Annotated in this window: 28 protein-coding genes and 1 rRNA gene; 14 read left to right on the top strand and 15 right to left on the bottom strand. The window is 73.4% G+C overall.

Annotated features, from left to right (window positions below; translation table 11 throughout):
- The first annotated feature begins 30 nt into the window (after window positions 1–30).
- The 3 genes from ACFVGO_RS31015 (at window position 31) to ACFVGO_RS31005 (ending at window position 2,474) form a co-directional block, all read left to right on the top strand.
- The gene (locus ACFVGO_RS31015) at window positions 31–771 is read left to right on the top strand and encodes a GPP34 family phosphoprotein (RefSeq protein ID WP_355268249.1); all 741 of its coding nucleotides are present in this window, start codon (window positions 31–33) and stop codon (window positions 769–771) included.
- A 627-nt stretch (window positions 772–1,398) separates the two neighbouring features.
- Complete coding sequence (locus tag ACFVGO_RS31010) at window positions 1,399–2,262, top strand: helix-turn-helix transcriptional regulator (protein WP_359899824.1); 864 nt, start codon at window positions 1,399–1,401, stop codon at window positions 2,260–2,262.
- Window positions 2,259–2,474, top strand: a complete 216-nt coding sequence (locus ACFVGO_RS31005) for a DUF397 domain-containing protein (protein ID WP_359899826.1) — start codon at window positions 2,259–2,261, stop codon at window positions 2,472–2,474. The genes ACFVGO_RS31010 and ACFVGO_RS31005 overlap by 4 nt, the downstream gene beginning before the upstream one ends.
- Before the next feature lie 106 nt (window positions 2,475–2,580).
- Here ACFVGO_RS31005 and ACFVGO_RS31000 read toward each other — a convergent pair whose 3' ends face one another.
- Both ACFVGO_RS31000 and ACFVGO_RS30995 read right to left on the bottom strand, forming a co-directional pair.
- Window positions 2,581–3,696, bottom strand: a complete 1,116-nt coding sequence (locus tag ACFVGO_RS31000; protein WP_380635323.1) for an ADP-ribosylglycohydrolase family protein — start codon at window positions 3,694–3,696, stop codon at window positions 2,581–2,583.
- Between the two features lie 161 nt (window positions 3,697–3,857).
- Window positions 3,858–6,446: a bifunctional FO biosynthesis protein CofGH gene (locus ACFVGO_RS30995; RefSeq protein ID WP_380353996.1), complete on the bottom strand. Its 2,589-nt coding sequence runs from the start codon at window positions 6,444–6,446 to the stop codon at window positions 3,858–3,860.
- A 183-nt stretch (window positions 6,447–6,629) separates the two neighbouring features.
- Here ACFVGO_RS30995 and ACFVGO_RS30990 point away from each other — a divergent pair, with 183 nt between their 5' ends.
- Genes ACFVGO_RS30990 through ACFVGO_RS30980 form a run of 3 tightly spaced genes read left to right on the top strand, consistent with a single transcriptional unit; the run spans window position 6,630 to window position 9,858 of the window.
- Window positions 6,630–7,880 carry an outer membrane lipoprotein carrier protein LolA gene (locus ACFVGO_RS30990; RefSeq protein ID WP_380353998.1) on the top strand — a complete coding sequence of 417 codons (1,251 nt, stop codon included), beginning with the start codon at window positions 6,630–6,632 and terminating at the stop codon, window positions 7,878–7,880.
- 3 nt (window positions 7,881–7,883) lie between these two features.
- Window positions 7,884–8,978, top strand: a complete 1,095-nt coding sequence (locus ACFVGO_RS30985) for an ABC transporter ATP-binding protein (RefSeq protein ID WP_380354000.1) — start codon at window positions 7,884–7,886, stop codon at window positions 8,976–8,978.
- Window positions 8,965–9,858 carry an ABC transporter permease gene (locus tag ACFVGO_RS30980; protein WP_359899836.1) on the top strand — a complete coding sequence of 298 codons (894 nt, stop codon included), beginning with the start codon at window positions 8,965–8,967 and terminating at the stop codon, window positions 9,856–9,858. Before ACFVGO_RS30985 ends, ACFVGO_RS30980 begins: the two co-directional genes overlap by 14 nt.
- Here the strand turns inward: ACFVGO_RS30980 and rarD are convergent.
- Complete coding sequence (gene rarD, locus ACFVGO_RS30975) at window positions 9,848–10,816, bottom strand: EamA family transporter RarD (RefSeq protein WP_380539206.1); 969 nt, start codon at window positions 10,814–10,816, stop codon at window positions 9,848–9,850. The genes ACFVGO_RS30980 and rarD overlap by 11 nt on opposite strands.
- Before the next feature lie 218 nt (window positions 10,817–11,034).
- Complete coding sequence (locus tag ACFVGO_RS30970) at window positions 11,035–11,883, bottom strand: SDR family oxidoreductase (protein ID WP_359899840.1); 849 nt, start codon at window positions 11,881–11,883, stop codon at window positions 11,035–11,037.
- A gap of 101 nt (window positions 11,884–11,984) precedes the next feature.
- On the opposite strand from ACFVGO_RS30970, the gene ACFVGO_RS30965 reads away from it, so the two are divergent.
- On the top strand, window positions 11,985–12,386 hold the full coding sequence (locus tag ACFVGO_RS30965; RefSeq protein ID WP_359899842.1) for a helix-turn-helix domain-containing protein: 402 nt from the start codon (window positions 11,985–11,987) through the stop codon (window positions 12,384–12,386).
- Here the strand turns inward: ACFVGO_RS30965 and ACFVGO_RS30960 are convergent.
- Entirely contained in the window at window positions 12,370–13,137 is a 768-nt protein-coding gene (locus ACFVGO_RS30960; RefSeq protein WP_359899844.1) for a TetR/AcrR family transcriptional regulator, read from the bottom strand. The genes ACFVGO_RS30965 and ACFVGO_RS30960 overlap by 17 nt on opposite strands.
- Window positions 13,138–13,197: 60 nt before the next feature.
- Between ACFVGO_RS30960 and ACFVGO_RS30955 the strand changes: the two genes are divergently transcribed.
- Entirely contained in the window at window positions 13,198–13,464 is a 267-nt protein-coding gene (locus tag ACFVGO_RS30955) for a DUF6011 domain-containing protein (RefSeq protein WP_359899846.1), read from the top strand.
- Between the two features lie 62 nt (window positions 13,465–13,526).
- On the opposite strand, the gene ACFVGO_RS30950 is transcribed toward ACFVGO_RS30955, so the two are convergent.
- Window positions 13,527–15,500, bottom strand: coding sequence for a tetratricopeptide repeat protein (locus tag ACFVGO_RS30950; protein WP_380635317.1), 1,974 nt, complete (start codon window positions 15,498–15,500; stop codon window positions 13,527–13,529).
- A gap of 236 nt (window positions 15,501–15,736) precedes the next feature.
- On the opposite strand from ACFVGO_RS30950, the gene ACFVGO_RS30945 reads away from it, so the two are divergent.
- On the top strand, window positions 15,737–16,453 hold the full coding sequence (locus ACFVGO_RS30945) for a chitinase (RefSeq protein ID WP_359899850.1): 717 nt from the start codon (window positions 15,737–15,739) through the stop codon (window positions 16,451–16,453).
- A 368-nt stretch (window positions 16,454–16,821) separates the two neighbouring features.
- On the opposite strand, the gene ACFVGO_RS30940 is transcribed toward ACFVGO_RS30945, so the two are convergent.
- Window positions 16,822–17,811 (bottom strand): SDR family NAD(P)-dependent oxidoreductase, encoded by a 990-nt coding sequence (locus ACFVGO_RS30940; RefSeq protein WP_359899854.1) that lies wholly within the window; start codon window positions 17,809–17,811, stop codon window positions 16,822–16,824.
- A gap of 70 nt (window positions 17,812–17,881) precedes the next feature.
- Here ACFVGO_RS30940 and ACFVGO_RS30935 point away from each other — a divergent pair, with 70 nt between their 5' ends.
- Window positions 17,882–18,331: a MerR family transcriptional regulator gene (locus ACFVGO_RS30935; RefSeq protein ID WP_359899856.1), complete on the top strand. Its 450-nt coding sequence runs from the start codon at window positions 17,882–17,884 to the stop codon at window positions 18,329–18,331.
- Here the strand turns inward: ACFVGO_RS30935 and ACFVGO_RS30930 are convergent.
- Window positions 18,301–19,170, bottom strand: a complete 870-nt coding sequence (locus ACFVGO_RS30930) for a hypothetical protein (RefSeq protein WP_380635314.1) — start codon at window positions 19,168–19,170, stop codon at window positions 18,301–18,303. The genes ACFVGO_RS30935 and ACFVGO_RS30930 overlap by 31 nt on opposite strands.
- Before the next feature lie 51 nt (window positions 19,171–19,221).
- Between ACFVGO_RS30930 and ACFVGO_RS30925 the strand changes: the two genes are divergently transcribed.
- On the top strand, window positions 19,222–20,568 hold the full coding sequence (locus ACFVGO_RS30925; protein ID WP_380635312.1) for a tetratricopeptide repeat protein: 1,347 nt from the start codon (window positions 19,222–19,224) through the stop codon (window positions 20,566–20,568).
- Window positions 20,569–20,689: 121 nt separating this feature from the next.
- The gene (locus ACFVGO_RS30920) at window positions 20,690–21,361 is read left to right on the top strand and encodes a DsbA family oxidoreductase (RefSeq protein ID WP_380354013.1); all 672 of its coding nucleotides are present in this window, start codon (window positions 20,690–20,692) and stop codon (window positions 21,359–21,361) included.
- A 134-nt stretch (window positions 21,362–21,495) separates the two neighbouring features.
- Here the strand turns inward: ACFVGO_RS30920 and ACFVGO_RS30915 are convergent, their stop codons facing one another.
- The 6 genes from ACFVGO_RS30915 to ACFVGO_RS30890 form a co-directional block, all read right to left on the bottom strand.
- Window positions 21,496–21,753, bottom strand: a complete 258-nt coding sequence (locus tag ACFVGO_RS30915) for a hypothetical protein (protein ID WP_359899864.1) — start codon at window positions 21,751–21,753, stop codon at window positions 21,496–21,498.
- Window positions 21,754–21,818: 65 nt separating this feature from the next.
- Window positions 21,819–22,154 carry an antibiotic biosynthesis monooxygenase family protein gene (locus ACFVGO_RS30910; protein WP_380354016.1) on the bottom strand — a complete coding sequence of 112 codons (336 nt, stop codon included), beginning with the start codon at window positions 22,152–22,154 and terminating at the stop codon, window positions 21,819–21,821.
- Between the two features lie 155 nt (window positions 22,155–22,309).
- Complete coding sequence (locus ACFVGO_RS30905) at window positions 22,310–23,266, bottom strand: GNAT family N-acetyltransferase (protein WP_380635309.1); 957 nt, start codon at window positions 23,264–23,266, stop codon at window positions 22,310–22,312.
- 43 nt (window positions 23,267–23,309) lie between these two features.
- A complete protein-coding gene (locus tag ACFVGO_RS30900) occupies window positions 23,310–23,654 on the bottom strand; it encodes a hypothetical protein (protein WP_380635307.1) in 345 nt (114 codons plus the stop codon).
- 44 nt (window positions 23,655–23,698) lie between these two features.
- Window positions 23,699–23,950: a hypothetical protein gene (locus ACFVGO_RS30895; RefSeq protein ID WP_359899872.1), complete on the bottom strand. Its 252-nt coding sequence runs from the start codon at window positions 23,948–23,950 to the stop codon at window positions 23,699–23,701.
- Window positions 23,947–24,312 carry an ATP-binding protein gene (locus tag ACFVGO_RS30890; RefSeq protein ID WP_359899874.1) on the bottom strand — a complete coding sequence of 122 codons (366 nt, stop codon included), beginning with the start codon at window positions 24,310–24,312 and terminating at the stop codon, window positions 23,947–23,949. The genes ACFVGO_RS30895 and ACFVGO_RS30890 overlap by 4 nt, the downstream gene beginning before the upstream one ends.
- A gap of 182 nt (window positions 24,313–24,494) precedes the next feature.
- On the opposite strand from ACFVGO_RS30890, the gene ACFVGO_RS30885 reads away from it, so the two are divergent.
- Together ACFVGO_RS30885 and ACFVGO_RS30880 are read left to right on the top strand one after the other, a co-directional pair.
- Entirely contained in the window at window positions 24,495–25,376 is an 882-nt protein-coding gene (locus ACFVGO_RS30885) for a helix-turn-helix transcriptional regulator (RefSeq protein WP_359899876.1), read from the top strand.
- 12 nt (window positions 25,377–25,388) lie between these two features.
- A complete protein-coding gene (locus ACFVGO_RS30880) occupies window positions 25,389–25,589 on the top strand; it encodes a DUF397 domain-containing protein (protein ID WP_359899878.1) in 201 nt (66 codons plus the stop codon).
- A 133-nt stretch (window positions 25,590–25,722) separates the two neighbouring features.
- Here the strand turns inward: ACFVGO_RS30880 and rrf are convergent.
- A 5S ribosomal RNA gene (gene rrf, locus ACFVGO_RS30875) occupies window positions 25,723–25,805 on the bottom strand; the annotation flags it as partial.

Genomic DNA, 25,805 nt, shown 5'->3' with positions numbered 1-25,805 from the left:
CCTGTCTCTCATCCACGCGGGGAGGCTTGGATGGGCAAGAGCCGCAGAACTGTTCCCGAGGAACTCTTGCTGCTCGCTTTGGACCCGACCACGGGTACCACGGCGCAGCCGCAGACCCTCGACCTCGGACTCGCCGGGGCGCAGCTCGTCGAGCTGTCCCTGGCCGGACGGATCGTACCGGAGGGAGACCGGATCGCCGTCGTGCTCGCACGACCGACCGGCGACCCGACCCTTGACCACGCACTGGAACTGCTGCGCCGACGCGGCAGTCCGGTCCGCGCGGCGCACTGGATCGGCGGGCCCCGGCTGGGGCTGCGGCAGACCTATTTGGCGCACCTGGAGCGCTGCGGCATGGTCACGGCCGTGCCGGGCCAGGTGTGCGGGGTGCTGCCGACGACCCGGTACCAGGCGTCCGACGACTGCACCAACGCCGCGATCAAGCAGCGGCTGGACACCGCGATCCGCACCGGTGTTCCGCCGGATCCGCGGACGGCCGCGCTCGCCGCGCTCGCCCACTCGGTCGGGCTGGGCAAGCACCTGTACCCGGGCAACGAGGGCCGGTCCTCGCGGTCGCGGTTGCGCGACCTGATCCGGTACGACCCGCTGGGCGGGATGGTCGCGCACGCCGTGATGGACGTGCAGAACGGCCTGCCGGCGCAGCAGAACCGTTCTTCCCAGGGTTCCGGGGCCGCTGCCGGCCGCCCCGGCGCCCGTACGGCGGGCCGGGGTTCGGGCGGGCGGGTCCCCGCCTCCCGGGTCGGCGTCCGCTGACCCGGGAGGGCACCGGACCCCGGGGGTGCACCGGACCCCGGGGGTGCACCAGAACCGGGGAGGGCAGCAGACCCCGGGAGGGCACGAGGGCCGGGAAGTCCTGGAGGGCTTCGACGGCCGCAGCGGTCCGCACGGCCCGGCGGGCAGCCACCACGGCGCCCGACACCACCGGCCGCGCACCCGGCGGCGCACACCGTCCCCCTCGCACCGCCCGAAGGCGCTGAGCGCCCCGACGCACCACCGGTGCCACCGGCACCACCGGCACCACCAACAGCACCGAGGGGCGGTCGCCCCGCGACGCGAGTCGCCCGGCGACCGCCCCTTCGCCGTCCCCGGACGCCCGGCAACCGCCCGCCCCCGCACCTGCCGGGGCAGGTGCGGGCCGGTCCGGGGGCGGCCTCCGCAGTACCTGTCCGAGTCGTCCGAGCCGCATTACCACCTGGGGGCTTTCGCTGTCTCGCGGAAGTGCTTTTCCGATGATCTGTGCTACCGCGCTGCTGTGATTCCCCGGCGCCGACCTGGCCCAAGGTGACATGCTGCTCCAAGTCAGGGGGGTTGGTCCCAATGTCCGAAGTGTTCCGAGGGCTGCCGCTCCAACGAGCACCAGAGGTCCGGCCGGAGGTCGAAGTGTCCGCCAACGTCAATCCCACCGTGCGCCGCCGGCGCCTCGGTTCGGAGCTGCGCAAGCTCCGCGAGGGCCTGGGCATGACGGCCGAGGAGGTCGCCGGCCGGCTGATGGTCTCCCAGTCGAAGATCAGCCGGCTGGAGAACGGCCGCCGCAGCATCAGCCAGCGCGATGTGCGCGACCTCTGCGACGTCTACAACGTGCCCGACGACCAGCTGCGCGCCAGCCTGATGGAGATGGCCAAGGAGTCGCGCCAGCGCGGGTGGTGGCACGACTTCAACGACATGCCGACCCCGTACAGCGTCTACATCGGACTGGAGGCCGAGGCCTCCTCGATCCGCGCGTACGAGTCCTCCTTCGTCCCCGGCCTGCTGCAGACCGAGCACTACGCCCAGGCCGTGGTCGAGGGCACCCAGCCGGACACCGACGCGGTCGCCGTGCAGCGCCGGGTGCAGGTCCGGATGAAGCGCCAGGAGCGCATCCACGGCGAGAACCAGCTGGGCAGCCTGTGGACCGTCATAGACGAGGCGGTGCTGCGCCGCGAGGTCGGCAGCAAGGCCGTGATGGCCCAGCAGTTGCAGCAGATGCTGGAGCTCAGCCAGCGCGCGAACATCACCATCCAGGTGATCCCGTTCTCGCACGGCGCCCATCCCGGCATGACCGGGACATTCTCGCTGCTGGAGTTCCCGGAGTCAGCCGATTCCACAGTTGTCTACTTCGAAGGTGTGACGAGCGATCTGTACCTGGAGAAGGAGGCGGACGTGCGCCGCTATACCGGTCTGTACGACTACCTGAGAGCGGCCGCACTCGGTGTCGCGGAGAGCCGGTCGCTGATAGCCGACATCGAGAAGGAATTCCACGAATGATCACCCCGTCCGAGTACGGAACCCGTTGGCGCAAGAGCAGTCACAGCGGGGGCCAAGGCGCCTGTGTGGAGATCGCCGTCCCAGGCGCGGGGGAGGTGGCCGTCCGGGACTCCAAGGACCCCAGGGGGCCCCAGCTGCGCTTCTCGGCCGATGCCTGGAACGCCTTCGCCTCGGCGGTGGGGGACGGCGCCTTCGGCGGCCTCCCGGACTAATCCTCCCGCCCGGTTCCGCACTCGGACCAGTTGCCCGTAGCGGTGGCCGTCGCCCTCGGCGGCGGCCCGCGCTACGGGCAACTCCCGTTCCGGGGGCCCGGGTCGCTCAGCCCGTCACCGGGTAGCGGGTGGCCCAGTTGGCGCCCTCCGGGGTCCGCCGGTCGTGCAGTTCGGTGCCGTGCACCAGCTCCAGCACGAAGTCGTCGGCGAGTTCGAGGATCGCCCCGCGCCCTTCCAGCCCGGCCAGCAGGCCCGGCGGCAGCGCGGTGTCTCCGTGCAGCGCCCCGAGCAGGTTGCCGCAGATCGCGCCGGTGGAGTCGCTGTCCCCGGAGTGGTTGACCGCGAGCAGCAGGCCCGAGCGCACGTCGTGGGCGACCAGGGCGCAGTAGACGCCGATCGCCAGCGCCTCCTCGGCCACCCAGCCCTCCCCCAGCGCCTCGACCCGGTCGGCGGACGGCTCGCCGGCCCGCACCGCGTCCAGGGCGGCCCGCAGCGCGGCGGTGGTCTCCTCGTGCGCCGGCCGCTCGGAGAGCAGCGCGAGCGCCAGGTGGACGCCCTCCTCCAGGGTGCCGCCGCGGGCGACGGACTGGACGATCACCGCGAACGCGCCCGCCGCGAGGTATCCGGTGGGGTGGCCGTGGGTGAGCACCGAGCACTCCACCGCGAGTTGGAACACCAGGCCCGGCTCCCAGGTGGTGAGCAGCCCGAAGGGCGCCGCCCGCACCACCGTGCCGCAGGCCTTGGAGTGCGGGTTCTTGGGGACCTCCAGGGTGCCGAGCCGCTCGGCGTGGACCCCGCTGAGGCCCGGCAGGCAGCCCTGTCCGGGGGCGCGCTGGGCGTAGAGCCACTCCTCGCGGCCGAGCCAGCCGAGGTCGGGGCGGCGCTCGTCCGGGCCCCAGTCGCGCTGGGTGGCGGCCCAGCGCAGGTAGGCCAGGTGGAGGTCGGTGGGCGGGTGCCAGCTGCCGGTGTCGCGCCGGATGTGGGCGCGGATCAGCCCGTCGACGGTGAAGAGGCTGAGCTGGGTGTCGTCGGTGACGGCGCCGGTGCGCCCGTACGCGGGGACGTAGCCGGTGACGCCCTGCGGGCCGTGCTGGGCCCGGATCTTCTCCAGCGACTCGAACTCGACGCCGGCGCCGAGCGCGTCCCCGACGGCACCGCCGAGCAGACAGCCCCGCACCCGGCTGCGGTAGTCCTGCTGCTGGGCGCGTGACCACAGTGGCATCACGACGGGGCGCCTTTCCTCGGGTGTGGGGTCCGCGCGTCGCTCGGCCGGGAGCGCGCCCTGGCACTGTATTCGAAGAGCCGATCGAATCGGCCCCTCCCCGGGAGTTCGGTGCCCCCGTCCCGGCCGCCGTGCGGGCGGCGGCCGGGACGGCACGGGTCTCAGTCCAGTACCGGCAGCAGCTCCGGCAGGTGCCCGTCCGAGGCCAGCGCCGCGGCCCGCCGCTCGGCCGGCACCTCGCCGTAGGTGGTGGTGCGCTGGCGGTGCGGGCGGCCCGCGGCCTCGGCGATCGCCTGGAGGTCGCGCACCGACTTGTAGCTGCCGTACGCCGAGCCGGCCATCCGCGAGATGGTCTCCTCCATCAGCGTGCCGCCGAGGTCGTTGGCGCCCGAGCGGAGCATCTCGGCCGCGCCCTCGGCGCCCAGCTTGACCCAGCTGGTCTGGATGTTGGGGATGTGCGGGTGCAGCAGCAGCCGGGCCATCGCGACCACCGCGCGGTTGTCCCGGGCGCTCGGGCCGGGCCGGGCGATGCCGGCCAGGTAGACGGGCGCGTTGGTGTGGATGAACGGCAGGGTCACGAACTCGGTGAAGCCGCCGGTCCGTTGCTGGATCCCGGCGAGCAGCCGCAGGTGGCCGAGCCAGTGCTGCGGGGTGTCCACGTGCCCGTACATCATCGTGGACGAGGAGCGCAGGCCCAGTTCGTGCGCGGTGGTGACCACCTCGACCCAGGTGGCGGCCGGCAGCTTGCCCTTGGTGAGCACCCAGCGGACCTCGTCGTCCAGGATCTCGGCGGCGGTGCCGGGGATGCTGTCCAGGCCCGACTCCTTGGCCCGCTGCAGCCAGTCCCGGATCGACAGCCCGGTGCGGGTCGCGCCGTTGACGACCTCCATGGGCGAGAAGGCGTGCACGTGGATGCCGGGCACCCGCTCCTTCACCGCGCGGGCGATGTCGAAGTAGGCGGTGCCGGGCAGGTCCGGGTGGATGCCGCCCTGCATGCAGACCTCGGTGGCGCCCACCTCCCAGGCCTGCGCGGCCCGGTCGGCGACCTGCTCCAGGGAGAGGGTGTAGGCGTCGGCGTCGGTGCGGCGCTGGGCGAAGGCGCAGAAGCGGCAGCCGGTGTAGCAGACGTTGGTGAAGTTGATGTTCCGGGTGACGCAGTAGGTGACGTCCTCCCCGACCGTGTCGCGGCGGACGTCGTCGGCGATCCGGCAGAGCGCGTCCAGGGCCGGGCCGTCCGCGTGGAACAGGGCCAGCGCCTGGTCGTCGGTCAGTCCGGTCGGGTCGTCGGCGGCCACCGCGAGGGCCTCCCGCAGGTCTCCGGCGAGGCGCTCTGGCGCGCCCTTCGCGAGCACCTGCTCGCGCAGCACCTCCCAGTCGCCGTACACGTCCTCGAAGTCGGCCCGGCGGTCGCCGGTGCGGCCCTCGGTGTCGATGGTGGCGTGCAGGTCGGTGCGGCCGTACGACTCCGGCAGGTCCTCGGGCTCCTGCCAGGGCAGGCCGCGGACCACCGCGTCCGGGTCGGCCAGGCCGGTGGCGGGGTCGGCCAGGGCGCGCACGTGCGGCAGCACCCGCGGGTCCAGCCAGGGTTCGCCGCGGCGCACGTACTCGGGGTAGACGGCGAGGCGCTCGCGCAGTTCGAAGCCGGCCGCCGCCGAGCGCTCGGCCAGCCGCTCGATCTGCGGCCAGGGGCGCTCGGGGTTGACGTGGTCCGGGGTGAGCGGGGAGACCCCGCCCCAGTCGTCGATGCCGGCCGCGATCAGCCGCTCGTACTCGCCGTCCACCAGGTTGGGCGGGGCCTGGAGGCAGGCGGCCGGGCCCATCAGGTGCCGGGCCACCGCCACCGTGGCCACCAGTTCGTCCAGTTCGGCGTCCGGCATGCCGCGCATCGCGGTGTCCGGCTTGGCCCGGAAGTTCTGCAGGATCAGTTCCTGGACGCCGTGGTAGGCGCGGGAGACCTTGCGCAGCGCGAACAGCGACTCGGCGCGCTCCTGGTACGTCTCGCCGATGCCGATCAGCAGGCCGCTGGTGAACGGGACGGAGCTGCGCCCGGCGTCCTCCAGCACCCGCAGCCGGACGGCCGGCTCCTTGTCCGGGGAACCGTGGTGCGGGCCGCCGGGCTCGCTCCACAGCCGGGTGGCGGTGGTCTCCAGCATCATGCCCATGGAGGCGGAGACGGGCTTGAGCCGCTGGAAGTCCGTCCAGCTCAGCACCCCGGGGTTGAGGTGCGGCAGCAGGCCGGTCTCCTCCAGGATGCGGATCGACATGGCGCGCACATAGGCGATGGTGTCGTCGTAGCCGTGCGCGTCCAGCCACTCGCGGGCCTCCGGCCAGCGGTCCTCGGGCTTGTCGCCGAGCGTGATCAGGGCTTCCTTGCAGCCGAGTTCGGCGCCCCGGCGGGCCACGTCCAGCACCTCGTCCGGGGACATGTACATCCCGTGGCCCTCCCGGCGCAGCCGGCCGGGGACGGTGACGAAGGTGCAGTAGTGGCACTTGTCGCGGCAGAGCCGGGTGAGCGGGATGAAGACGCTCTTGGAGTAGGTGATGACGCCGGGACGGCCGGCGGCTTCGAGGCCCGCGTCCCGGACCCTGGCGGCACTCGTACAGAGGTCCAGCAGGTCGTCGCCTCTGGCCTGGAGCAGCACGGCGGCCTCGGTCGTGTCGAGGGCGACGCCGTCCCGGGCGCGGCGCAGGGCTCGGCGCATCGCGTTCTCGGTCGGCGGGGTGCTGGCGTCCATGGCGGTTCCGTCCATGGCGCGACCCTACGCCAGGCGGTGGTACCGCGGGTGGAGACAACCCTGAGGCCGTCTCAGGGTCGGCGTACCCAAGAAGGTCAACCCGATCTGGCCCCACAGGGCGATGACGGCGGCGCCGCGGCGGCCTCTAATGGACGGGCAAGGCCAATCACACGTGTTCGCGGAGGAGTTGAGGACGCCATGACCAACGAAAAGGCGGCGGGGGACGATCTGGACGGCGGTGCGCCGTACCGCTCCCGGCGACGCGTCCTGATGCGCGCCGGGGTGCCGGTGGCGGTGGTCGCGGTGATCGCCGCAGGGGTGGGGCTGGTCCCGGCGCTGGCCGCCGACGGCGCGCCCGACCTGCCGACGCTGACGTCGGAGCAGCTGGTCGCCAAGGTGCTCGGGTCGGAGACCCAGACGCTGTCCGGGACGGTGTCGATCAGCACCGACCTCGGGGTGCCCGGCCAGCTGCTCGGCGCGGCCGGCGGCCTCGGCGGGGCGGTCGGCGGGCACGGCGGTGACGGCCGGGGCTCCACCGCGGACCCGCAGTCCAAGCTGCTCGGCCTGCTCGGCGGGGACCAGACGCTGCGGGTCGCGGTGGACGGCCCGGACCGCCAGCGGGTGGACGTGCTGGAGAACATGGCCGGCTACACCCTGGTCCGCAACGGCGACCAGGCCTGGGCCTGGGACAGCTCGTCCAACTCCGCGGTGCACATGACCGGGCGGGCGGCCGCCGCCGAGCAGCACGGCAAGGCGCCGCTGTCCGAGCTGCCGACCACCCCGCAGGAGGCCGCGAAGCAGTTCCTGACCGGGAGCGCCGGCACGACCTCGGTGACCGTCGCCGGGACGGCCAAGGTGGCCGGGCAGAACGCCTACGAGTTGAGCGTGAAGCCCACCCAGTCCGGTTCGACGCTGGCCGAGGTCCGGATCGCGGTGGCCGCCGACAACGGGGTGCCGCTGGCGGTGGCGGTGAAGTCCGTCGACGGCAGCACCGTGCTGAACGTCCGCTTCACCCAGGTGTCCTTCGCCAAGCCGGCCGACAAGACCTTCGACTTCTCCGCCCCCAAGGGCGCCAAGGTGACGGAGCAGAAGGCCGGGGACGTGGCCGAGGGCGCGCCGGGCGACGCCCGGGAGCACCGCGGCACCGGGGCGCCCGAGGGCGTCGACGTGATCGGCGAGGGCTGGACGACGGTCGTCTCCACCCGGCTGCCCGACGCGGCGGACGGGGCGCCGAAGGCCGACGCCAAGGGCGGCAAGCACGGCGGCCGCGGGAACGGGGCGGCGCAGTCGCTGAACCCGCAGGCGATGGTGAAGTCGCTCGGCAAGCCGGTCGCCGGCGGCACCCTGGTGAGCACCAAGGTGCTCAACGTCCTGCTCACCGACGACGGCCGGGTCCTGGCCGGCGCGGTGACCCTGCCGGTCCTCCAGCACGCCGCCGGGGTGAACTGACGGATGACCAAGGCTCCCGTAACGGGGGACGTTACGGAGTCGGCCGGGGGTACGGGCGCGGTGCCGCGTCCGGCCCCCGCGCCCGTTCCATCCGCTTCCCCCGCCTCCTCCCCCGTCTCCGCCGCTTCCCCGGCCGCTCCGGCCCCGCGTGAGGCCGCCGACGACGTCATCCGGACCCGCGGCCTGACCAAGCGCTTCCGCGGCGGCCAGCTCGCCGTGGACGGCCTGGACCTGGCCGTGCCGCGCGGGTCCGTCTTCGGCTTCCTGGGCCCCAACGGCTCCGGCAAGACCACCACCATCCGGATGCTGATGGGCCTGATCGCCCCCACCTCGGGCGCGGCCAGCGTCCTCGGCGAGCCGATGCCGCAGTCCGTCGCCACCGTGCTGCCCCGGGTGGGCGCGCTGATCGAGGGCCCGGCCCTGTACGGCTTCCTCTCCGGCCGGGACAACCTGGTGCGCTTCGACGCCGCCGACCCGACCGCCGACCCGCGCACCCGCCGGCAGCGGGTCGAGGCGGCACTGGAGCGGGTCGGCCTGGGCGCCGCGGCGGGCAAGAAGGCCCGCGCGTACTCGCTGGGCATGAAGCAGCGTCTGGGCCTGGCCTCCGCGCTGCTGCAGCCGCGCGAACTGCTGGTGCTGGACGAGCCGACCAACGGGCTGGACCCGCAGGGCATGCGGGAGATCCGGACGCTGGTCCGGGAGGTCGCGGCGGAGGGCACCACGGTGTTCCTCTCCTCGCACCTGCTGGACGAGATCGAGCAGGTCTGCACCCACGCCGCGGTGATGTCCCGGGGCCGGCTGGTGGTGCAGGGCACCGTCGCCGAGCTGGCCGCCCGGGCGCAGGGCCGGCTGGTGGTCCGGACCCCGGACGTGGCGCGGGCCGCGGAGGTGCTGGCGGCCCACCGGGTCACCGCCCTGGTGCCGGGCGAGGACCGGGTGGACGGCGAGCCGGGCGTCCTGGGCGAGGAGGCCCTGCCCAGGCTGTGCGCGGCGCTGGTCGAGGCCGGGGTACGGGTGCACGGCTTCGGGCTGGAGCGGGGCACGTTGGAGGACGCCTTCGTGGCGCTGACCGGGGAGGGCTTCGATGTCGCGGGCTGAGGCACTGTCGCGGGCCGGGGCGCCGCCGACCGGCACCGGCCGCCGGCCGCAGACGGCGGCCGGGTTCCTGGCGCTGTTCCGCAGCGAGCTGCACCTGACCTTCCGCCGGATGCGCACCAAGGTGCTGCTGGGCATCCTGGCGGCACTGCCGGTCCTGATCGGGGTGGTGGTCAAGCTCAACACGGACAGTCCGCACGAGGGCGGCGGCGGTCCGAGCTTCATCGCGCAGACCACGCAGAACGGGCTCTTCCTGGTCTTCACCGCGCTCGCGGTGGCGCTGCCGGTCTTCCTGCCGATGACGGTCGGCGTGGTCGCCGGGGACTCGGTGGCGGGCGAGGCGGCCGCCGGGACGCTGCGCTACCTGCTGGTCGCCCCGGCCGGGCGGACCAGGCTGCTGGCCGCCAAGTTCACCGCCGGGCTGGTGTTCTGCGCGGCCGCCACGGCGACCGTCGCGGTGACGGCGCTGGCCGCGGGCGCCGCGCTCTTCCCGCTCGGCCGGGTCACGCTGCTCTCCGGGGACACCATCGGCCTCGGCGACGCGCTGCTGCGCGCGCTGCTGGTGGCCCTGGTGGTCGCGGCCTCACTGGCCGGGCTGGTGGCGATCGGGCTGTTCGTCTCCACCCTCACCGGCAGCGGCATCGCGGCGATGGCCGCCACCGTCGGGCTGGTGGTCACCGTCCAGATCCTGGACGTCTTCCCGCAGCTGCACGCCGTCAGCCCGTTCCTGTTCTCCCACTACTGGCTGAGCTTCGCGGACCTGCTGCGGGCGCCGATGTACTGGGACGGCGTGCTGAAGGACCTCGGCCTCCAGGCCGCCTACGTCGCCGTGTTCGGCTCGGCGGCCTGGTCCCGCTTCACCAGCCGGGACATCAGCGTGTGACGGCCGCCTCGGCGGGTGCGGGCTGCGGCCGTGCCGCGGCCCGCACCGCGCGGTCGGCCCGCACCTGGCGCAGCGCGTCCCAGGTCAGCAGCGCGAGCGCGGCCCAGACCAGGCCGAAGCCGGCCCAGCGGGCGGGCGGCATGGACTCGTGGAACACCGCGACGCCGATCAGGAACTGGAACACCGGCGCCAGGTACTGCAGCAGCCCGAGCACGGTCAGCGGCACCCGGACGGCGGCCGCGCCGAAGAGCAGCAGCGGGATCGCGGTGATCACCCCGCTGAGCATCAGCAGCCCGGAGTGCCCCCAGCCGTACGAGCCGGCCACCGTGTGCCCGAAGGTGCCGCGCCCGCTGACCTCCAGGTGGACCAGGTAGCCGAGGGCGAACGGGAACATGAAGGCGCTCTCGGCGGCCAGGCTCTCCAGCCCGCTCAGCCCGACCTGCTTCTTCAGCAGGCCGTAGGTCGCGAAGGAGAGCGCCAGGGTGAGCGCGATCCAGGGCAGCTGCCCGTACGCGACGGCCAGCACCGCGACGGCGGCGGCGCCGATGCCCACCGCCGTCCACTGCGCGGTGCGCAGCCGCTCCTTGAGCACCAGGACGCCGAAGGCGATGGTGACCAGGGGGTTGATGAAGTAGCCGAGGCTGGTCTCGACCACGTGCCCGGCGTTGACGGCCCAGATGTAGACGCCCCAGTTGACCGAGATCACGGCGGCCGCGCCGGCCAGCATGGCGAGCCGGCGGGGCTGGCGCAGCAGCGGGCGTATCCAGCCCCAGTGCCGCTGGGCGATCAGCAGCAGGACGACCGCGACCAGGGACCAGACCATCCGGTTGGCCAGGATGTCGTCGGCGGCACCCGGTTCCAGCAGCGGCCAGAACAGCGGGAAGAGCCCCCAGATGCCGTAGGCGGCGACGCCGGACCAGAGGCCCCGGCCGTAGTCCTGCTGGTCTGTTCCCGCCATGGCCGAGTGCCTTCCCGCGCGCGTGTGTCGAGGCGACGGTAGCGGGCGGGAGGGCGGGCTGTCATCTCCGTTTCCGGATTTTGGTCATGACATTGCTCGCGGGCCGGACGGCTCCGCCGCTCCGGGGGCCGCAGCGGCGGCGCGGGAGTCCGGGGCCGCGGCGCCTCAGGGGTTCGAGGAGAACTCCGGCGGCGCGGCGGTCCCGGCCCGCGGGTGCCTCAGGAGTTCAGGGCCGCGCGGACGGACTCGGCCAGCGGGACGGTCGGACGGCCGATCAGCCGGGCCAGGTCGCCCGGGGTGCCGGCCAGCTCGCCGCGCGCGATGCCCGCGTCCACGTCCACCAGGGCCTCGGCGAAGCCCTGCGGCAGGCCCGCGCCGACCAGCGCGTCCAGGTGCTCGGCCGGGGTGACGTCCCGGTGCTCGACCGGCCGGCCGGAGGCCTTCGCCAGCTCGGCGGCCAGCTCGGGCAGGCTCCAGGCGGCGTCGCCGCTCAGCTCGTACACCTCGCCCCGGTGCCCCTCGCCGACCAGGACGGCGACCGCCGCGGCCGCGTAGTCCGCGCGCGGGGCGGTGGCGACCCGGCCCTGCCCGGCACTGCCGAGCACCACGCCGCGCGCCACCGTGCCGGCCGCGTCGCCCAGGTAGTTCTCGGTGTACCAGCCGTTGCGCAGGAAGGCGTGCGGCAGGCCGGAGGCGAGGATCAGCTCCTCGGTCGCCTTGTGCTCGTCGGCCAGCCGGAAGGTGGCCGCACCCGGGATGCTGGTGTAGGCGAGCAGCGCGACCCCGGCGGCCTTGGCGGCCTCCACCACGGCCCGGTGCTGCGGGATCCGGCGGCCGACCTCGCTGCCCGAGATCAGCAGCACCCGGTCGCCCCCGGCGAAGGCGCCGGCCAGGGTCTCCGGCTTGTCGTAGTCGACCACCCGGACGGTCACGCCGCGGGCGGCCAGGTCGGCGGCCTTCTCGGCGGAGCGGACGGCGACGGCCACCTCGCTCGCGGGGACCTCGGCCAGCAGGCCCTCGACGACGAGACGGCCGAGCTGGCCGGTGGCACCGGTGACGACGTACATGGTGTGCTCCTCAGGGGTTGCTGCGGGGTTCTGGCCTCGAAACTCACCCTAGGGGTTGCACTAACCTTTCGAAAGTACGCACTTCAAAGTAGGGTACTGATATGAAGGTAAGCGAGCTGAAGGCCGGCGGGCTGCCCCCCGCCGACGTCTTCGACCGGATGTGCCCGTCCCGGGGCGTGCTGGAGCACGTCACCAGCCGCTGGGGCGTGCTGGTGCTGGGCGCGCTGAACGAGCGCGGCTACCGGTTCAGCGAACTGCGCCGCAAGGTCACCGGGGTCAGCGAGAAGATGCTCGCCCAGACCCTCCAGACCCTGGAGCGGGACGGCTTCGTGCTGCGCGAGGCCCACCCGGTGATCCCGCCGCGGGTCGACTACAGCCTCACCCCGCTGGGGCGGGAGGCGGCGGAGCTGGTCGCGGCGCTGGCGCACTGGTCGGAGCGGCGGGTGCCGGAGGTCGAGACGGCCCGCCAGGAGTACGACGGGCGGGCTACCGCCCCGCGATGAGGGCGTCGAGCCCGTCCAGGACCCGGGCCAGACCGAAGGCGTAGGCGTGGTCCGGGCTGTACGCGCCGCCGTGCGCCGCACCGGCCGCGGCACCCACCCGGGCGGCGACCGGGTAGCGCTCGGGGTCGAAGACCCGGGCGAGCAGCCCGGCGTTGGCCGCCCACCACTGCGCGTCGGTCATCGCGCTGTCCTGCCGGGCGGCGCGCTCGTCGGCGGCCATCCGGGCGCAGGTCTGGACGAAGCCGAGCAGGTGGGTCAGCGCGGCGTCCAGGTCGACGTCGGAGAGCCCGGTGCCCTCGAAGGCACGCAGCTCGTACTCGTACTTGGCCATCAGGCCGGGCCCCAGCGGCGGACGGCTGGTGGAGACGGCGGCGACCCACGGGTGGGCGCGGTGCAGCGCCCGGTTGTCGTCCGCGACGGCGGTGACCCGGGAGCGCCAGCCCTCGTCGGCGGGGGTGCTGCGGGGCATCGTGGCGTAGACGGTGTCCAGCATCAGGTCGAGCAGCTCGGCCTTGCCGGGCACGTAGGTGTAGAGCGCCATCGGGGACAGCCCCAGCTCCTGCGCGACCCGGCGCATGGTGACGGCGTCCGCTCCCTCGGCGTCGGCGAGGGCGATCGCGACGGTGGCGATCTCACCGGTCGAGCGCGCCTGCCGGGGCCCGCGCCGGCCGGGCTTCTCCTCGGCGGTGAGCCCCCAGAGCAGGGCGAGGGTGCGTGCCGGGTCTCCTGCGCTGCTGCGGTCGCTCGCCATGGGGCCATCGTTTCACGCACCGGCAGGGGCCTTGACGGCGTGGGCGGCTACCGTCTCAGCATGACCAGCCCGACCAACCCTCCCGGCTCGTCCGGCCTGCCCGGCTCGACCGGTCCGACCCGCGCGTCCGGCGCGTCCGGCCCGGAGCCGCTTCCCGGGACGGACACCGCGCAGACCCTCCGCCCGCGGGTGACCTGCCGCCGCTGCCACCGGCCGCTGCACGACCCCGAGTCGCGGATGCTGCGGCTGGGACCGGAGTGCCGGGACCCGGCGGAGCGGGTCGCGCGGTACGACGTCGACCAGGAACCGCTGCCGGGGATGGGTTAGGGCCGGCCCGGGCCTCAGACCTCACCTCAGACCTGGCCTCAGGCCTCGTCTCAGCCCCTGCCTCAGCTCCGGCCGAAGAGGCGGCGCAGGCGGCCGGGGCGGGGCTCCTCCCCGGCGGCCCGCTCGGCCTCCGACCGCTCCGCCGCCTCCGGTTGCCCCGCGGTCCCCGGGCGCTCCGCCGCCTCGGCCTGGTCCGCCGCCTCCGGTGCGGCCTCCGCCCCCGCGTCGGCGGCGTCCTCCTGCTCCATCAGGTGCCGGGCGAGCGCGCGGTCCTCGTCGGACGTCCAGGGCGCGGCGAGCACCAGCGCGGACAGCGAGCGGAGGATCGTCACCGCCCGGGTGCGGCGGGCCCGGGCGCCGTGGTGCAGCCGCTGCTGGAGCAGTGCGGCGACGTCGGCCCGGGTCTGCGGCTGGGTCCAGCCGATCGCGACCAGCGCGAAGCCGGCCGCCTCGACCACCCAGTCCTCCGGCCCGAGCAGCAGGTCGCGCAGCACCCGGCGGCGCTCGGAGCCGGCCCAGGGCTGGTCGGTTCGGTGGTGGGCGATGCCGAGGCAGGCGAAGACCTGGACGGCCCGCACCCAGAGTTCGGGCTGGTGGGCGAGCAGGGCGCGGCCGAGTTCGTCCTCGCGCGGCACGGGCGGGTGGACCAGAACGCCGAGCAGGTCGTCCAGCGGCAGTCCGGCCAGTCGGACGGCGTGGTCGTAGGCGGCGGGGACGGTCGGCCAGAAGATCTCGGCGGTGGCGCGGACGAGTTCGGCGCTCCGCGGCGCGGGCGGGGCGACGGCCGGGCGCGGGTCGGTGCCGTCCCAGGCCCAGATCCGGGTGGTGGGTTCGGTCAGCGGCAGCCGGGGGTCGGGCTCGCCGACGGCCCGGTAGCCGACGGTGGAGCGCGGCAGCGCGAGCCGGACGGCCAGCACCGAGCTGGGCGGCTCCACGGTGGAGGCCGTGCAGTCGATCTCGGTGTCGCAGCCGGTGTCGGGGGCGGCGAGCACCTGGTGCAGCACGTTGACGGTGGCCTCGGTGGCGCCGGAGACCAGGCCGAGCCAGGGCTCCCGGTGGCTCAGCCGTTCCAGCAGTTCCTGGGCGTACTCGTGCTCGGGGTGGGAGCGGTGGTGGTCGGCCAGGCCGAGCAGGTGCGCCGGGTCGCCGTCGAGGGCGTGGCGCAGCCCGTACCGGGCCGGGCCCGCCTTGGGGTGGTCGGGCTCGGCGGCGAGCACCCGGTCGAGCCAGGGCAGGCCTTCGGCGGGGCGTCCGAGGGCGCCGTACAGCTCGGCGACGTCGACGGCGAGGTAGCTGCTGGAGTCGTCGCGGTCCGGCGCGACCCGGGCCAGCTCGGCCTCCCAGACGGCGAGCGCCCGTTCCGGCCGGCCGGCCGAGCGCAGGGCGTTGCCGAGCATCACTGCGGTCAGGTAGCCGGGGGCCAACCGGTGGGCCCGATCGGCGAGTTCGACGGCGCGGTCGGTGTCGCCGAGCCGGCGGGTCAGGCCGGAGGCCATCGCCAGCAGCGACACGTGGTCCTCGTGCCGGGCCAGGACGGCCTGTACGAAGTCGTGGAACGGCCGTACGGCTCCGGCCGGTTCGGCCGGGAGCGGGTCGGGCAGCGCGCCGGTGGCGCGGGCCACCGCCTGGGCGACGGCGTCCGGGTCGACCAGGCCGGGCAGGTCCTCGCGGGCGAGCCAGGCGGCGTGCGCCCAGGGGCGGGCCGGCTCGTGCTGGACGGCGGAGGCGAGCAGGCCGACGGCGGTGTCCCAGTCCCCGGCGGCGGCCTCCACGTGGGCCCGGCAGGCCACCGTGCCGAGGTACACCTGGCCGTCCAGCGGGAACAGCTCGCGGGCCGCGGCCGGTCCGCCCGCCGCCGCGCACAACTCGGCCAGTGCCTCGTGCAGTTCGGGCAGCTGGGGGTCGGCGAGGATCGCGTCGCCGAGGTGGTCGGCGGCGTGGGCCAGGTCGCCGGAGTCGATCGCCAGCCGGGCGAGGGCGACGTCGCCCTCGGCGGCCAGGCGGTCGTCGCCCGTGTCGTCGGTGTGCCCGCTCATTCGCCCCTGCTCCCCGTTCCCCCGGTGGTGCCGTCCCGCTCGGAAGGAGGCTATCCGGTGCGACCGACAGCCCGGCGGGCCCCCGCCGGCGGGCGGCGTCCAGCGACCGGACCGGATACGACCCGTACGAGTGGTTTAGACCTCCGATAGCCATATTTGACGTTTTCCGACCGCGAGGATGACGGAGGCTCTTCGCACGCGAAATGCCAATCCCGCTACCGGAATCGAGGAGATCGATGAAGCTCTCGCGCACCCTGTCCCTGGCGGCCTCCGCCGCCGTGCTGAGCACCCTCGCCGTCGCCGGCCAGACCGCCCCCGCCTCCGCCGCCGGGTCCTTCGTGGTCAGCGAGGCCCAGTTCAACAAGATGTTCCCGAGCCGGAACTCCTTCTACAGCTACCAGGGCCTCACCGACGCCCTGGGCGCCTTCCCCAAGTTCACCACCACCGGCGACACCGCCACCCGCAAGCGCGAAGCCGCCGCCTTCCTGGCCAACGTCAGCCACGAAACCGGCGGCCTGCGGTACGTCGTCGAACAGAACACCGCCAACTACCCGCACTACTGCGACAGTTCGCAGTCGTACGGCTGTCCGGCCGGGCAGTCCGCGTACTACGGGCGCGGGCCGCTCCAGCTGAGCTGGAACTTCAACTACAAGGCGGCCGGCGACGCCCTGCACATCGACCTGCTGCACGACCCGTACCAGGTCGAGAAGAACCCGGCGACGTCCTGGAAGACCGCCCTCTGGTTCTGGAACACCCAGAGCGGCGCCGGGCGGATGACCGCGCACGACGCCGTCGTCAACAACAAGGGCTTCGGCGAGACCATCCGCACCATCAACGGCGCGCTGGAGTGCGACGGCAAGAACCCGGACCAGCGCAACGACCGGATCAACCTCTACAAGCAGTTCGTCGGCGTGCTGGGCACCGACGTCGGCGGCGGCAACATCTCCTGCTGACGGCCCGCCGGGAGCGGGGGCGGGCCCTGCGGAGTGGGAGGTCGGTCGGGCCGACTTCCCACTCCCTGTCGGTGCCGGCTGCTTCACTGGCGCCCGACGTCGAACGAAAGGGCGGCCGCGATGGGTGTGCTGACCGACTACTTCCGCGCGGCCGACGCGGCCACGGTCGTCCGGGCGCTGGAGCTCGGGGACGGCGGGCTGCCGCCGCTCGACGGCGACGGCTCCTCCGAGAAGGCCGCCGACGGCGCCGACCCGTCCGACCTGCTGCCGCTGGCCGAGGAGTTGATCGCCCTCGCCCGGCGGGCGCGGGCCGCCGGGCGAGCAGCTGTACTGCTGGATGTCCCTGTAGCGGCGCCCGGTCCGGCGCCTCAGCGCGGCACCGGGGTGGCGCCGGTCGCGGCCAGCGAGAGCTCCCAGAGGCGGGCCGCCCCGTCCGGGTCGAGGGCGTACGGGCGGACGCCGCCGTCGTCCATCGGGGTGTCCGGGCCGCTGACGCGGGCGACCTCGCAGTCCTCCAGGTAGAGCCCGCCGCGGCCGTCGAGCAGTGGGGAGGTGGCCGCCCACAGGCCGGTGGCCGCGCCCTGGGAAGGGGACTTGAAGTCCGCGCCGATCACGTTGCCCCGGTCGTCCACCCAGCCGCGCTCGACCTGCTCCCGCCGGGTCATCTCCCGCTGGAGCCCGGTGATGATCTTCCCGGGGTGGAGCGCGAACGCCCGGACGCCGTCTTCCCGGCCGAGCGCGTCGAGGTGCACGGCGAACAGGGAGTTGGCGGTCTTGGACTGGCCGTACGCCAGCCACTTGTCGTAGCCGGTGCGGAAGTGCGGATCGTGCCGGCGGATGTCGGTCAGGGCGTGCCCGGCGGAGCTGTTGACGACGACGCGCGCGCCGTCCGGGGCGGCGGCCAGCAGCGGGTACAGCTCGCAGGCGAGGAGGAAGTGTCCCAGGTGGTTGGTGGCGAACTGCCCCTCCCAGCCCGGCCCGACGCGCCTCTCGGGGGTGGCCATGACGCCGGCGACGGCCAGCAGCAGGTCGAGGCGGTCCGCGGCCTCGCGGATCAGCCCGGCGGCGGCACGGACGCTCACGGGGTCGGCGAGGTCCATGGGGACGACCCGGCCGCCGGTTCCGGCGAGTGCGGCACGGGCGACGTCCGGGCGGCGGGCCGGAACGATCACGGTGGCCCCGGCGGCGGTCAGCGCCCGGGTGGTCTCCAGGCCGAGGCCGGAGTAGCCGCCGGTCACGACGGCGGTGCGGCCGGAGAGGTCGAGGCCCGCCAGGACGTCCTCGGCGGTGGCGGCGGCGGAGAAGGGCGAGCCGGTCGGCTGCTGCCGGCCGGCGGTGGCCTTGCTGGTGGTGGTCATGGCGACGACGGTAGGAAGTGGAGCGCGGTCTAGATCAAGCCCCGCGGGTCCGCTCCTATGCTCTGACGCCATGACGGAACTCAGCATCGGCGAAGTGGCCGAGCGCACCGGGCTCAGCGTGCACGCCCTGCGCTTCTACGAGCGCGAGGGCCTGCTGGTCGGCCCGGTGCGGCGCACGGCGGGCGGACGCCGGCGGTACGCCGTACTCGACGTGCAGTGGCTGGAGATCTGCATCAGGCTGCGCGAGTCCGGCATGCCGCTCGCCGACCTCCGCCGCTTCGCCGACCTGGTGCGGCAGGGGCCGGGCAACGAGGCCGAACGGCTGCGACTGCTCGACGCCCACCGGCAACGGGTCGACGAGCGGATCCGGGAGCTGGAGGAGTGCCGCTCGCTGATCGCCTGGAAGACCGCCGTCTACGCCGACCACCTGGAGCGCGGCGAGGCCGCCGGGCTCTGGGACCCGACGGCGGGCTCTCCGGCGGCTCCCGGTCAGTCGTCCTCGCTCTCGTCGAGGTCGTAGGGCGGGATGGTCCAGCGCAGGACCGTGCCGCCGGCCCCGTCGGCTTCGAGGGTGACCGGGAAGACCTGGCCGCAGTCCCGCCCACCGTGGTGCCGGACGGCGTGGTCGCCCGGGTCCCAGTCGATCCCGAGCACCTGGCAACCGCCGACCTCGATCGCGCCCACGTGCAGCGGGTGGTGCAGGCCGGCCCGCCGGAAGCGGAGGTAGTCGACGTGCTTCTCCACCATGGTGGCCACTCCCCTGCCGCGCAGGCCGCCCTGCCAGGTGCTGATCTCGACCTCCCGCGCGACGGCCTCCGCGACCGGGAGGTCGAGCCACCCGTACGGCCCGTCCTCCCCGCCGTGCGGGGAGAGCGGCTCGCCGCCGAACCGCTCGTGGGCGTCCTTCCCGTACCGGCCCCAGAAGGAGAGGTCGGCGAGTCCGTCGGCCGGTTCGTGCTCCAGCCCCGTCCAGGCGTCCAGCCCCACGGCGTCGCCGACCGCCATGCCGCCCCGGTCGACCGGCAGGTCCCCGAGCAGCACCGGCACCGCCGGGTCCGCGCCCGCGGGCCAGGGCAGGCCGAGGGCGATCTCCAGCGTCGCGATCGTCGGCTCCTCGTCGAAGGCCGAAGGCTCCGTGGTGGCCCGCACCGCCAGCGGCCGGTCGGCGGCGGCGGGGACGGCGACCGCCTCGTACTCCCACTCCTGGAGGTGCCCGCCACCCGCCTCCGCCGCAGCCGCGGCCCGCACCGACAGCGGCTCCCCCACCCTCGGCCACTCGTCGATCCAGCTGGCCATCGCCAGCACCACCACCCCGGAGGGCGCCGTGACAAATCCCAGGTCAACGAAGGCTTCGGACATCCGCCGATTATCTCCGGGCAGGATGTCGGCCCCGTCCCATAGCCTGGCCCGGTGAATCTCGACGATCTCGCCTGGCAACGGCAGTTCGACGGCGGGATAGAGCCCGCCATGGCGGAATACCTGGCCAGCCAGGGGCAGTTGGATCTGCTGATCGAGACCGCCCGGGACCGCGGTGAGTGGTTCTGCGCCGAGGTGGCGGTCAGCGAGCTGTGCGCGGTGGGGGAGTTCGAACGGGCCCTGACGGTCCTGGAGCCGTTCGTCGCGGTCGGCTGGCCGTTCGCCGTACGGGAGTCCGCCACGATCATGGTCCAGCAGGGCCGGGTCGAGGAGGGGCTGGCGTTGGTGCGTCCGGACGCGGCCGGCCTGAAGTCGGCGCACGACTGCCGCTGGTTCGCGGAGGCACTGGTGGAGGCCGGGCGGGTGGACGAGGCCATCGAGGTGCTCACGCCCCACCTCGGGGAGCCCTGGATCCTGGAGTCACTGGTCGATCTGACCAGGGGGCAGAACCGTGACGCCCGCGTCCTGGAACTGCTCGCCCCGTGCGCCGAGCGGGCCCTGGGCGGCACGGCGGACTGCCGGTGCTCCGCGGCCGGGGGTCGGCGCGAGTGCCGACACCAGCCGTCGGAGGTGCTGGCGCTGTACGGGCGAGCCCTGGAGCGCATGGGCCGGGCGGACGAGGCGATCCGGCTGCTGGGCCCGGTCCTGCCCGTCGTCCCGCGCATCGCCTGGCTGTACGCGGACCTCCTCGCCGGCCAGGGCCGGATCGACCGGCTCCGCGAGCTGGCCGCCGGCGAGCACGCGCGGCTCACCCGGAACCGGTGCGCGGAGGCGCTGGAGGAGCAGGGGCGGGTCCAGGAGGCCGAAGCCGTCCTGCACGAGGCCGTCGAAGCGAACGGCCGGCACGCCCGTCGGCGCCTCATGGCCTTCCTGGCCCGCCAGGGACGCCTCGACGAGGCCGTCGACGTCGGACGGCCCACGTACGAGCGTGCCAGGGGAAACCTCCTCCACGAGGCGATCGAACTGCTGATCAAGGCGGGCCGCCCGGAGCGGGCGCTGGAGCTCGTCGACGGCCTCGGCACCGCGTACGTCGGCGCGCATTCCGATGTCCTGCGCTACACCCGGCTGCGCCTGCTCGCGAAGGCCGGACGCCGTGCCGAGGGCATCGCGGAGGCGCGGGCCCTGAGCGAGCGGGAGCCCGGCCAGTGGGACACCACGCTGGCCTGGCTGCTGGATCAGGACGGCCGGGCGGACGAGGCCCTCGACCTGCTCCGGTCGTCCACCGAGCACGGGGCCCATCGAGCGGTTGCCGAGATCCTGAGCAGGCAGGGCCGCTACGCCGAGGCCGTCGCCGCCGTCCCCACGGTGTCCGCCCAGCGCGAGGCCTGGGATCGGCGCTGAGACAGGAGGCCGCCGCCGACCGACCTGGATATTTCAGTGAGAGAAATATCCAGGTGGACGGAGGCGTTCCGGCAGGAGCAGGCGCGGGAGGTCCGCGCGAGGCTGGAAGGAGTGCGGCGCCGTGCGCGTGGAGATCTGGAGCGACATCAACTGCCCGTGGTGCTACATCGGCAAGGCCCGGTTCGAGCAGGCGCTGGCGGCATTCCCGCACCGCGAGGAGGTGGAGGTCGTCCACCGCTCCTTCGAGCTGGACCCGCGGGCGCCGCACGAGGCCCGTCCGGTGCTGCCGCTGCTCGCCGCCAAGTACGGGATGAGCCTGGAGCAGGCCGAGGCGGCGGAGGCCCGGATCGCCGAGAACGCGCACGCCGAGGGCCTGCCGTACCTGCGCGAGGGGCGTGACGCGGCGAACTCCTTCGACATGCACCGTCTGCTGCACTTCGCCGAGGAGCACGGCCGGCAGGGGCAGCTGCTGGACGCGCTGTACCGGGCGAACTTCGCCGAGGAGCGGTCGGCCTTCGAGGCGGGCCGGCTGGTCGAGCTGGCGGTCGACGCGGGGCTGGACGGCGAGGCGGCCGCGGCGGTCCTGGCCGACCCGGAGGCGTACGCGGAGGCGGTGCGCGAGGACGAGGCCACGGCGAGCGCCATGGGGGCGACGGGCGTGCCGTTCTTCGTCCTGGACCGGCGGCTGGGCGTCTCGGGCGCTCAGCCCGCGGAGACGTTCAGCCGGGCGCTGGAGCAGGCCTGGGAGAGCCGGGTCGCCCTGCCGCTGACGCCGCTCGTGCCCAAGGACTGAGCAGCCGCGGAGCGGGAGGTCGGCCCGGCCGCTCCGGCGGGCCGGCCTCCAGGCGATCCCGAACGCCGTACCGGCGGGCACGATGCCGTTCGTCCGCGGTTACGGTCCCGGGGACGGACCGACCTGACGAAGGACTACCCGCGGTCGAGGGACCTCAGGAACTCCGGCCGCAGCCGCCAAGGAAGGCCGTCCTCGGTATCGACCTGGTACACGGGCCCGACGTGGCCACCGTCGCGGTCATCGGCCTCGACGACGCATTCGACGACCACGCCCCGGGTGCCGAGGATCTCGCCGCCCAGGTGGCCGAGTTCGGGCCGCGGCGGGTCCGGGGTGGTCAGTGCCACCCGCTCACCGCGGGCGAACGTGGCCTCGTCGGGCCAGGGAGTCGTCATACCACCAGGTTATGGGCCTCGCCCCGCCGTCCCGGACCCGACGACTGCGGCCGGGCTCCGGGGAGCTACTCCCGCACGAACCCGTGGCTCCGCTCCACCTTCGCCACGTGCAGCGTGTAGCGCTCGTACCACTCGGCCCGCCCGCGCTTCTGCGCCGCGCGGTGCTCGGCGTTGGTCCGCCACTCCGTGAGGGCGTCGGCGTCACGGAAGTACCCGACGGTGATGGACAGCCCGCCGGGAGTCTGCGCGTGGTCCATCCCCAGGTACCCCGGGATGTCCTTCACCAGGTCTTCCATGCGGTCGTTGGTCTCGCTGTAGCCGGCCCGCTCCTGGGTCGACACCGCGGTGAAGACCGCCGCGTAGTAGGGGGTTTCAAAGGCCTCGACAGGCACGGCAGTCACATTCGCATCATTGCTCACGGCGTCACCGTAGGGCGGGACCCGCCCGGCGTACCAGCGTCTTTGCCGAACGGGATCCACAAGGGATCCAGATCTTTGCCAAGCCGCCCGGTCCCTCCGACGAGGAACACCGGGGCGCACGCCGGCCGGTGCGGGTCCTAGTCGTAGAAGAACTGGCGGAGGTCCTCGACCGAGCCCGGGCCGAAGAGGAACGCCTCGAACCCGTTGACCGCGCGAAGCGGTGGCGGTCCGTCAGCGGAGAGCCGCCGCAGCCAGGCCTCGCCCTGCTCGCCCACCGCGTGGACGGCGGAAAGCAGTTCGGCCATCCCCGCCGGGCGGGGTGGGACCACTCCGGTGACCGGGACGAGGTCCCAGCCGCCCGCCCCGGCGGCGAGCCGGAGCGCGCCCGCCCAGGTGGCGATCCGGCAGAGCCGGTTGCGCAGGGGCAGCTCGACGGACGGGTACAGGTATCCGAGTCCGACGGTCGCGGCGGCGAGGTCGTCCATCACCTGCCGTTCGAGGGCGGTGCGGACCCAGCGGCCCTCCTGGGCGTCCTCGATGGCGGCCTGCCACCACTCCCAGGCGCTGTCGAGACGCGCCGTGAACTCGTCCACCCGGCCGGGTCGCAATCCGCTCTGCGACGGAGATCCGGCCGTGCCGCTCCGCGGTCGGTGGAGGTAGAACAGTTCCGGGTCGCCCTCGTCGAGGCCGTGGAGAAGGCCGACCGGCCGCCACCCGGCCCGCTGCAGCAGTCGCCGCATCGGATGGTTGGAGACATTGGTCGAGGTGAACAGCTTCGGGGTCTCGCAGGAGGCCGCCACGGCGTCCAGCAGCCGGCGGCCGACGCCGGTGCCCCGAGCGGACGGTCCGACCATCAGCATCGTGACGAAGCCCTGCTCGAAGAACGTGTACTCGACGACGCAGTAGCCGAGCGGGCCGGTCGCGCCTTCCGCCACGAACAGCGGGCTGATCGGGCCCTGCCGGCACCACCTGCGGATGCTCGCCGCCCGGTCCTCGTCGCCTTCGAGCGCGACCGAGTCGATACCGACCAACGCGTCCGCGTCGGCCTCCCTGCCGCGCCGCACGACGAACTCGCCCAGGTCCACTGCTTCCATGGGGACATGCTGCCAGTCCGGACCGATGCCCCCGCGCCACCGCCTACCGCGGGCCGGGGATCGCGTCGGCGCGGGGGTTCAGACGGGTGGCCAGCCAGGGGGAGTTACGGCCGGCGGCCTCGCGGTAGGCGACGCGCTGGACGGCGAAGAGCAGACGGTAGAGATTGAGGGCGGTGTCGGAGTCGTCGGCGGCGAAGCCCAGGTGGTGGACGAAGTCTTCGAGCTTGGGCCAGTCGAAGTCGTCGGGGACGGGCGGGGCGACGGCGACGCCGAAGACCGTGTTGAAGGCGGCGGCCACGGCGTAGTTGGCGGCGGCGAGGGCGTTGACGACGTCGGGGTCGGCGGCGGGGCTGGCGGCGGGGTCGGCGGCGGGGTCGGGGACGCACATGGGGGGCTCCTGTTCGTCGGGCTTTGCAAGGTTGCGCGCGGAGGTCACCGGCGATCGCGGTCGTGGCCGACGTCGAAGAGGAGCGTGAGGAGGTTGAAGAGAGTGGAGGCGGGGGCCGCGTTGAAGCGGACGAGGACCCGGCCGTCCAGGGTCCTGCCCGTGCCGGCCGACGGGAAGACCAGGCCGAACTCGCGGCCACGCTCCTGGAGTTCACCGAGCAGGCTGCGGACCTGGTCCTCGGTGTAGGCCCGGATGCGGGGGTCGGTGGGCTGCATGGGGTAGCGGCGGCGGTTCACGCGGAGGCCTCCAGTTCGAACCAGACGACCTTGCCCTGCTTGCGTGGCTCGGCGCCGAAGCGGTGGGTGAGGGCCTGGACGAGGAAGAGGCCCCGGCCGGAGAGGGAGAGCAGGTCATCGGGGAGGCGGGGCTCCGGGAGGACCGGGCTGTTGTCGGCGACCGAGACCCGGAGGCGGTGATCGGCGAGGGCCAGCACGACCACGGGTGCAAGGGTGCCCCCGTGCCGCCAGGCGTTGACGAAGACTTCATGGAGGGCGAGTTCGGCGTCGGAGATGACGGACGGTCGCCACCCCGCGGAGGTGAGCAGGTCGGAGAGCTCGGTACGAGCGCTGGACCAGTCGGGAAGGTTGCAAGCACGCATGAGACACCCCAGGGGAGGAAGAGGGGAATCGACGAAGCAGACACTCCGTCATGTGATCGGTGCAACACTGAGAGTAGGGCGATAGGTGTTACGCGTGCAACCAGATCGCCGAGATACCTCGCCCAACTTGGCTAAGCTCACTCGTGTGGGTGGAGACTGGCCCGACACGGAAGGAATCCCCCTTGGCACTCAGGACCCAAATCAGCGAGCGACAGCGGCGGTTCGGCGCTGAGCTGAGGAGGTTGCGCGAGGCTGCGGGCCTGGCAGTCAAGGACGCCGGCGCCCTCATCGGCATCGCAGGCCCACAGCTCAGTCACATCGAGGCGGCTCGAACGGCACTCGACCCGGAGCGACTCTCGGTCTTGCTCGGTGGCTATGGGTGCACGGATGAGACCTACGCCGGGCTGCTACACGCTCTTGGAGCCAGCAGCGGCAAGGGTTGGTGGAGCAAGTACAAGGGCCAGGTTCCCGACCTATCGCTCGATCTCGCCGAGCTCGAAGACCGAACTGCCCGTCTGGACAACTTCGAGACCCTGTACATTCCCGGGCTGCTCCAACTACCCGAATACGCCGAGGCCATCTACAAGGACGCCTACCGCAACGGGCGCTGGGATCTGGCGACAGCCATCCAGTTCCGCATAGATCGCCAGCGCATCCTGGAGAACGAAGAGCAACGGCAGTTTCGATTCGTCATCCATGAAGCGGCCCTGCGGATGCTCTTCCCTGGCGTAGAAGTCATGAGGGCTCAGCTGGACCACCTGGTCAGCCTGGCCGAACGCCCCAACATCACCATCCAGGTCCTCCCCTTCACGGCTACGAGGAAGCCTCCCCAATCAGGCCCCTTCGTACTGTGCGACCCCGGATGCGTTGACCTCGCAACCATCCTGCTGGATGTGCCCGGGCGCGCCGAGCACCATGGCTCCCCTGAGACCATTGCGGCGTACGGATGGAAGTTCCAACAGTTGAGCGAGATCTCACTGCCAGCCGTCGATGCAACGGCGCCGACCAGCTCGCGAAACTCCTGGGGAATTCTTCAACATCTCCTCTACACCCTACATACCTGAGAGGCACCTCGGATGGCTGGATTCTCCTGGCAGAAGTCATCGTTCAGTGGCGGCGATGCCGGCAATTCCTGTCTGGAACTAGCCCATGGCACCGACGATCTCCGCCACGTTCGCGAATCGGACGACCCCTCCGTCGTCCTGACCACCACGACCACCAAGCTCCGCGCCTTTCTCCTCGGCGCCCAGGCCGGCGAGTTCGACCACCTCGTCTGAACCCGGCCCCGCCCGCTCGCCGCTCCGGCGAGCGGGCGGTCCTCATTGCAGTGCCTGTTCCGAGGCATTCGACCGTCCCGGAAACGCGAAGAACCCCCATCCGGATCCCGGATGGGGGTTCTTCTGAATAATTGTTCGGCGGCGTCCTACTCTCCCACAGGGTCCCCCCTGCAGTACCATCGGCGCTGTAAGGCTTAGCTTCCGGGTTCGGAATGT

Source organism: Kitasatospora sp. NPDC057738 (assembly GCF_042798815.1).
Lineage (GTDB): Bacteria > Actinomycetota > Actinomycetes > Streptomycetales > Streptomycetaceae > Kitasatospora > Kitasatospora lactacystinica.
This window is presented reverse-complemented; position numbering and strand designations above follow the sequence as displayed.